We start from the raw sequence: 5,901 nt of genomic DNA, 5'->3' as shown, positions 1-5,901 counted from the left end.
GCGGCGGCGGGGGGCGGGGAACGGTCGCCGAGACGGCCCGGCTGGACGCGCGTGCCGTTGATCGTGCCGCTGGCGCGATCCGTTTCCGTGATCGGGCCGCCGGTGGGCGCGGTTTGGGCGAACGCCGGCTGGGCCACGCCCATCAGCACCGCAAAGGCGCCCGCCAGGCCGATGATCTTTCTGTTGAACACGGGGTCACTCCGGAAGGTAAATCTTCGATCGACACCCTTGGCGAGCGGTTGGAGCCGGGTCAAGGCTCTGACCGGTGATGCTGGACGAGAGGCGGCGGTTCGGTCTATCCATCCTGCGTTGCGATTGGAGACGGACTTGGCGGACGGCGTGATCCCGGCGGAGACCGAGGCGAGGCCCGCCGAGCGGGGCCTGACCTATCCGTTCGCCGGACCGCCGGCCTCGGGCGAGGCGGTCATCGTCGCGCCGGACGTGCTGTGGATGCGCGTCGCCATGCCGATGCAGCTGGATCACATCAACGTCTATGCGGTGCGCGACGGCGACGGCTGGGCGGTCATCGACTGCGGCCTGGCGCTCGACGCGACCAAGGCCGAATGGGAGCTCCTGCTGGCCGGCCCGATGGGCGGAGACCCGGTCACCCGGGTGATCTGCACCCATATGCATCCCGACCACATCGGCCTGGCCGGCTGGCTGTGCGAGCGGTTCAACGCGCCGCTGGTCATGACCCGCCTGGAATATGTGATGGCCCGGATGCTGCTGGCCGACACCGGCACGCCGGCGCCGGAAAGCGGAGCGGACTTCTATCGCGCCTCGGGCTGGGACGAGGCGCAGATCGAGCGCTACCGCCGTGAGTTCGGGCGCTTCGGCATGGCCGTCTCGCCGCTGCCCGCCGGCTATCAGCGGATTCGCGAGGGCGACCGGCTGAGCATCGGCGGCCGGGACTGGCGCATCGTCGTCGGCGAGGGCCACAGCCCCGAACACGCCTGCCTGTGGCGCGAGGACGACGGCGTCGTGCTGGGCGGCGACCAGATCCTGCCGCGCATCTCGTCCAACGTCTCCGTCTGGCCGACCGAGGCCGACGCCGATCCTCTGGGCGACTGGCTGGCCTCGCTGGAGCGGATGAAGACGGTCTTTCCGGACGACATCCTGATCCTGCCGTCGCACGGAGAGGTGTTCCGCGGCGCCCACGCCCGGCTGGACGCCCTGATCCGCGGTCATCACGTGGCGCTGAAACGCCTCGACCGGTCGCTGAGGGAGCCGAAACGGGCGGTGGACGTGTTCCCGGCCCTGTTCGCCCGCCCGGTAGGCGACGGCGTGCGCGGCATGGCCACCGGCGAGAGCATCGCCCACCTGAATTACATGCTGCTGAGAGGTCTGGCCGTTCGCGAACGCGATGCGGACGGCGTCGACTGGTGGCGCTCAACGACACAAGGGGAGGAGGCGGCATGACCGACCACATCAAGACCGAGCTGGCGAATGGCGTGCTGACCGTCACCCTGGCCCGCGCCGACAAGAAGAACGCCATCACCCAGGCCATGTACGCCGCCCTGGCGGAGGCGACCGAGCGCGCGCGCACCGACGACACGGTGCGGGTGCTGCTGTTCCGGGGCGAGGGCGACAGCTTCTCGGCGGGCAACGATATCGGCGACTTCATCGCCATCGGTTCGCAGACCGACAAGCCCTTCGACATGTCGGTGTTCCGCTTCCTCAAATCCCTCGCCGACCTGGACAAGCCTGCGGTGGCGGCGGTGCGCGGCCGGGCCGTCGGCATCGGCCTGACCCTGCTGCTTCACTGCGACATGGTGGTGGTGGCCGAGGACGCGCTGCTGTCCGCGCCCTTCATCAACCTGGCCCTGGCGCCGGAGGCGGCGTCCTCCATGCTGTTGCCGGCGGTGCTGGGTCACCAGCGGGCGTTCGAGATCTTCGCCCTAGGCGAGCCGATAGACGGCAGGACCGCCGTGGCCTGGGGCCTGGCCAACCGCGCCGTCGCCGCCGGTCAGGTCGAGGCCACGGCCGCCGAACTGGCCGCCAAGCTGGCCGCCCGGGCGCCCAACTCCATCCGCAAGACCAAGCAGCTGATGCGCGACGCGGAACGCCTGTGGGCGCTGATGCAGCGCGAGGGCGAGGCCTTCGGCAGCCAGATGAAGAGCCCCGAGGCGATGGAGGCCTTCATGGCCTTCACCCAGAAGCGCGCGCCCGATTTCTCGAAAGTCGGTTGATTCCCCGGAGCGTGCGCCTTAGGTGCGCGCGCTCATGACCGACGCCGCCCTGCAGACCACTGTGCGCATCGACGCCGAAACGCCCGCCGACGCCGCGTCGGTGGAGGCCCTGGTCATGGCCGCCTTCGGCCCGGGCCGTTACGCAAAGACCGCCGAGCGCATCCGCGAGCAGGCGGGCGTCGCCGCCGGCTTCGTGGCGCGGGAGGACGGTCGGGTGATCGGCGCGGTGCGGCTGTGGACCATCCTGGTGGGCGACCGTCCGGCCCTGTTCCTGGGCCCCATCACCGTCTCGGCGGACAGCCGCAAGGGCGGGCTGGGCGCGGATCTGGTGCAGGCCTGCATCGACCATGCAGGCCTGACAGGCGTCCTGCTGGTCGGCGACGCCCCCTATTTCGGCCGGTTCGGCTTCCGCCATGCGTCGGACGTCCGCCTGCAAGGACCGGTGGACCCGCGCCGCGTGCTGTGGCTGGGCGAGGGCGAGCCCTCCGGAATCGTCCGTCCCGCCTGAGCGGGTTTGCACGCCGGGGCGGACCGCCTAAGTCTGCTCCATGGCCGATGCTGACAAGACAACAGGACTGGCCGCCATGGCCGAGGCGGCGAAGCAGGCTCCGGGCCGCGGCCTGCCGCCGGTCCACCTGTGGCATCCGGCCCATTGCGGCGACATCGACATCGTCATCCGCCGCGACGGCGTCTGGCTGCACGAGGGCTCGCCCATCGGCCGAGCCGAACTGGTGCGGTTGTTCTCGACCATCCTTCGCAAGGACGCCGACGGCTATGTGCTGGTCACGCCGGGCGAGAAGCTGGCCATCGCCGTCGAGGACCTGCCGTTCCGCGCCGTCTCGGTCGAGCGCCGGGGCGAGGCGCTGGTCTTCACCACCGATGTCGGCGACCAGACGACGGCCGGGCCGGACGCGCCCATCGTGGTCGAGACCGATCCGACGACCGGAGAGCCTGCGCCCCGCGTGCGGGTCCGCGCCGACCTGTGGGCGCGCATCGCCCGCCCGGTCTTCTATGAACTGGTCGAGGCGGCCTCGGTCGAGGACGGACGGCTGACCGTCCGTTCCGGCGGTGCGGCCTTCGCCCTGGGACCGGTCGGGGCCGGCGTCGAATGAGCCTGGCGACGCTGCGGACCCGGCTGATCGAGCACCTGATCCATCCTGACGGCTGGTCGGTGGACGACGTCGCCTCACGGTCGGACTACGACCTGAATCCCGATGCGCGATCGACGGGGAAGGCCCTCCGTCCGGCTGCGGTTCTGGTGCCCGTCATCGCCCGGCCGGAAGGCGCGACGGTGCTGCTCACCCGCCGCTCCGACACTCTGGCCAGCCACACGGGTCAGATCGCCTTCCCCGGCGGCCGCCTGGATCCCGGCGAGACGGCCGTCGAGGCCGCGCTGCGCGAGGCCTTCGAGGAGGTCGCGCTCGACCCCGGCGTGGTCGAGGTGCTGGGCGTCGGCGACGCCTATGAGACCGTGACCGGCTTCCTGGTCACGCCGGTGATCGGCTGGCTGACCGAGCCGCCGTCCGTGACCGCCTCGCCAGACGAGGTGGCCGAGGTGTTCGAGGCGCCGTGGGACTTCCTGATGGATCCGGCCAATCACCGTCGCGATTCGTATGAGCTGGAGGGTCAGCCGCGCCGCTGGTTCTGGGCCATGCCCTATGAGGAGCGCTACATCTGGGGCGCGACGGCGGGGATCGTGCGCGGCCTGTGCGCCCGGCTGTACGGCGACGAGGCCGAACCGGTCGCCGCCGCCGGGGAGGATGCGGCGTGACCGTGCTGACCGGACAGGCCTGGCTGACGGCGTCCGCGACCCGTTCGGTCCTGGCGGCGCTGGAGGCGGCGGGCGGCCCCGGCTGCGCCCGTTTCGTCGGCGGCTGCGTGCGCAACGCCCTGATGGGCCGCGAGATCGACGACATCGACATCGCCACCACCCTGAAGCCGGAGGAGACCGAGCGTGCGATCCGCGCCGCCGGGCTGAAGGCCGTGCCCACCGGCATCGACCACGGCACGGTGACGGCGGTGGCCGAGCGGCAGCCGTTCGAGATCACCACCCTGCGCCGGGACGTCTCCACCGATGGACGCAACGCCACCGTGGCCTTCACCGACGACTGGGCCGAGGACGCCGCACGCCGCGACTTCCGGCTGAACGCCCTCTATGCGGACGGCGAAGGCCGGGTGTTCGATCCGACGGGCCAGGGCGTCGCGGACGCGGCGGCGGGCCGGATCGTCTTCGTCGGTGATCCCGGAACCCGCATCCGCGAGGACTATCTGCGCATCCTGCGCTTCTTCCGCTTCTTCGCCTGGTATGGGCGGGGCGAGCCGGACGCCGCCGGGCTGGACGCCTGTCGCGACCTGGCGCCGGGAATGACCCGCCTGTCCGCCGAGCGGGTGTCCAAGGAGCTGATGAAGCTGCTGGCGGCGACGGATCCGCGACCGGCCATGGCGGCCATGGAGAAGACCGGCGTGCTGTCGCAGGTGCTGCCCGAGGCGGGGCCTATGACGCTGTTCGACGTCGTCGTGGACCTGAGCGACGATCCCGTGGTCCGGCTGATGACCCTGTTCCCCGTGGACGCCGAGGCCATGCGGCGGGCGTCGGAGCGGCTGCGTTTCCCGAACGCGGCGCGGGACCGGCTGGTCGGTTCGGCGCTGGCGGCGCCGGTCGTGTCTCTGGACATGAGCGACGCCCAGGCGCGGGCGGCGGTCTATCGCCAAGGCGGCCGCGCCGTCGCCGACGCCCTGATGCGCCTTCACGCCGCCGCGCCGGGGCGGGGCGAGGAGACCATGCGTCTGCTGGGCGTCGCGAACGGCTGGGTTCGGCCACGTCTGCCGGTCGGCGGCAAGGAGGTGGCGCGCCTGGGGCTTGAACCGGGTCCCGAGACCGGTCGCCTGCTCAAGGCCTTCGAGGACAGCTGGATCGCCGCCGACTTCCCGGGCGAGGGCCACGCCGAACGGCTGGCGGCGCTGGTCAATCCGCGGCGCGGGTGAACTCGGTCACGACCGGGCGGTGGTCCGATCCATTGGGCCGTCCCAGCTTGCGGCTGACGAAGGCCAGGTCGGGCGAGCGCCAAACCTGATCGATGGTGACGTTCAGGGGCGAGGGCAGCTGGCTGGGCCAGGTGCCGGGAAAGCCGCCGGCCGGGGCGAGACCCAGGTCCTGCTTCATCTGCCGCCCGATGCGGGCGTTGGAGACGCTGTTGAAGTCCCCCGCGATGATCACCGGACCCGCGAGGGTTCGGCGGATGTCGCCCAGCGCCATGGTCTGGCTGATCTGGCCCCACTGCGGCTGGAACGGCCAAGGACGGGTCAGGTGGACGCCGACGACGTTCAGCGCGCCAAGCGGGGTCTGCGCCACGGCGGTGACCGAATGCAGCCCGTCCGGCCGGTTCTCGACCTGCCGCAACGGCCAGCGCGAGGCGATGATCGAGCGTGACGGCCCGCGGGTCTCGTCCGGCCGCATCGAGGCGGCGCGATAGGGATAGTCCGCCAGCAGTTCGTCCAGACGGCCGATCGGCCCGCGTCCCAGTTCGATCAGGATGATGATGTCCGGGTTCGCCGCCTCGATGGACCGGCGCATCGCGGCGACGTCGTCGTTCAGATAGTAGACATTGGCCGAGTACAGCCGGACTACGGGCGCGCCGGCTTCGGGCTTGCCCGCCGGGGGAAGCCACTGCGGCGCGACACAGGCCAGCAAGGCCAGGCTCGCCGCCACGCC

General features: G+C 71.4%; 8 protein-coding genes. 6 read left to right on the top strand and 2 right to left on the bottom strand.

Going from position 1 to position 5,901, the window contains the following annotated elements:
• A partial coding sequence (locus Q0C81_RS14935) for a hypothetical protein (RefSeq protein WP_291839618.1) occupies nt 1-191 on the bottom strand: 191 nt, incomplete at its 3' end.
• Nucleotides 192-327: 136 nt separating this feature from the next.
• Between Q0C81_RS14935 and Q0C81_RS14930 the strand changes: the two genes are divergently transcribed.
• From Q0C81_RS14930 to Q0C81_RS14905, 6 genes are read left to right on the top strand one after another with little or no spacing between them, the layout of a single operon-like run.
• Nucleotides 328-1,419 carry an MBL fold metallo-hydrolase gene (locus Q0C81_RS14930; RefSeq protein ID WP_291839615.1) on the top strand — a complete coding sequence of 364 codons (1,092 nt, stop codon included), beginning with the start codon at nt 328-330 and terminating at the stop codon, nt 1,417-1,419.
• Entirely contained in the window at nt 1,416-2,189 is a 774-nt protein-coding gene (locus tag Q0C81_RS14925) for an enoyl-CoA hydratase-related protein (RefSeq protein ID WP_291839612.1), read from the top strand. Before Q0C81_RS14930 ends, Q0C81_RS14925 begins: the two co-directional genes overlap by 4 nt.
• 34 nt (nt 2,190-2,223) lie before the next feature.
• Nucleotides 2,224-2,697 carry a GNAT family N-acetyltransferase gene (locus Q0C81_RS14920; RefSeq protein WP_291839610.1) on the top strand — a complete coding sequence of 158 codons (474 nt, stop codon included), beginning with the start codon at nt 2,224-2,226 and terminating at the stop codon, nt 2,695-2,697.
• Nucleotides 2,698-2,737: 40 nt separating this feature from the next.
• A complete protein-coding gene (locus Q0C81_RS14915; protein WP_291839609.1) occupies nt 2,738-3,301 on the top strand; it encodes a DUF1285 domain-containing protein in 564 nt (187 codons plus the stop codon).
• The gene (locus Q0C81_RS14910; protein WP_291839608.1) at nt 3,298-3,960 is read left to right on the top strand and encodes a CoA pyrophosphatase; all 663 of its coding nucleotides are present in this window, start codon (nt 3,298-3,300) and stop codon (nt 3,958-3,960) included. Before Q0C81_RS14915 ends, Q0C81_RS14910 begins: the two co-directional genes overlap by 4 nt.
• Nucleotides 3,957-5,174 carry a CCA tRNA nucleotidyltransferase gene (locus Q0C81_RS14905; protein WP_291839607.1) on the top strand — a complete coding sequence of 406 codons (1,218 nt, stop codon included), beginning with the start codon at nt 3,957-3,959 and terminating at the stop codon, nt 5,172-5,174. Before Q0C81_RS14910 ends, Q0C81_RS14905 begins: the two co-directional genes overlap by 4 nt.
• Here Q0C81_RS14905 and Q0C81_RS14900 read toward each other — a convergent pair.
• Nucleotides 5,155-5,901: endonuclease/exonuclease/phosphatase family protein (locus Q0C81_RS14900; protein WP_291839606.1), on the bottom strand; the 747-nt coding region annotated here is incomplete at its 5' end. The two genes, Q0C81_RS14905 and Q0C81_RS14900, sit on opposite strands and share 20 nt — an antisense overlap.

The sequence above is a fragment of the Brevundimonas sp. genome, assembly GCF_023259385.1.
Classification (GTDB): domain Bacteria; phylum Pseudomonadota; class Alphaproteobacteria; order Caulobacterales; family Caulobacteraceae; genus Brevundimonas.
The sequence above is the reverse complement of the archived record's forward strand: the minus strand, read 5'-3'. Positions and strand labels throughout refer to the sequence as shown.

Bases quoted from the DNA above. Each gene is read 5' to 3' on its own strand.
- Q0C81_RS14920 (WP_291839610.1), top strand. From the start codon at position 2,224: ATGACCGACGCCGCCCTGCAGACCACTGTGCGCATCGACGCCGAAACG.
- Q0C81_RS14915 (WP_291839609.1), top strand. From the start codon at position 2,738: ATGGCCGATGCTGACAAGACAACAGGACTGGCCGCCATGGCCGAGGCG.
- Q0C81_RS14910 (WP_291839608.1), top strand. From the start codon at position 3,298: ATGAGCCTGGCGACGCTGCGGACCCGGCTGATCGAGCACCTGATCCAT.
- Q0C81_RS14925 (WP_291839612.1), top strand. From the start codon at position 1,416: ATGACCGACCACATCAAGACCGAGCTGGCGAATGGCGTGCTGACCGTC.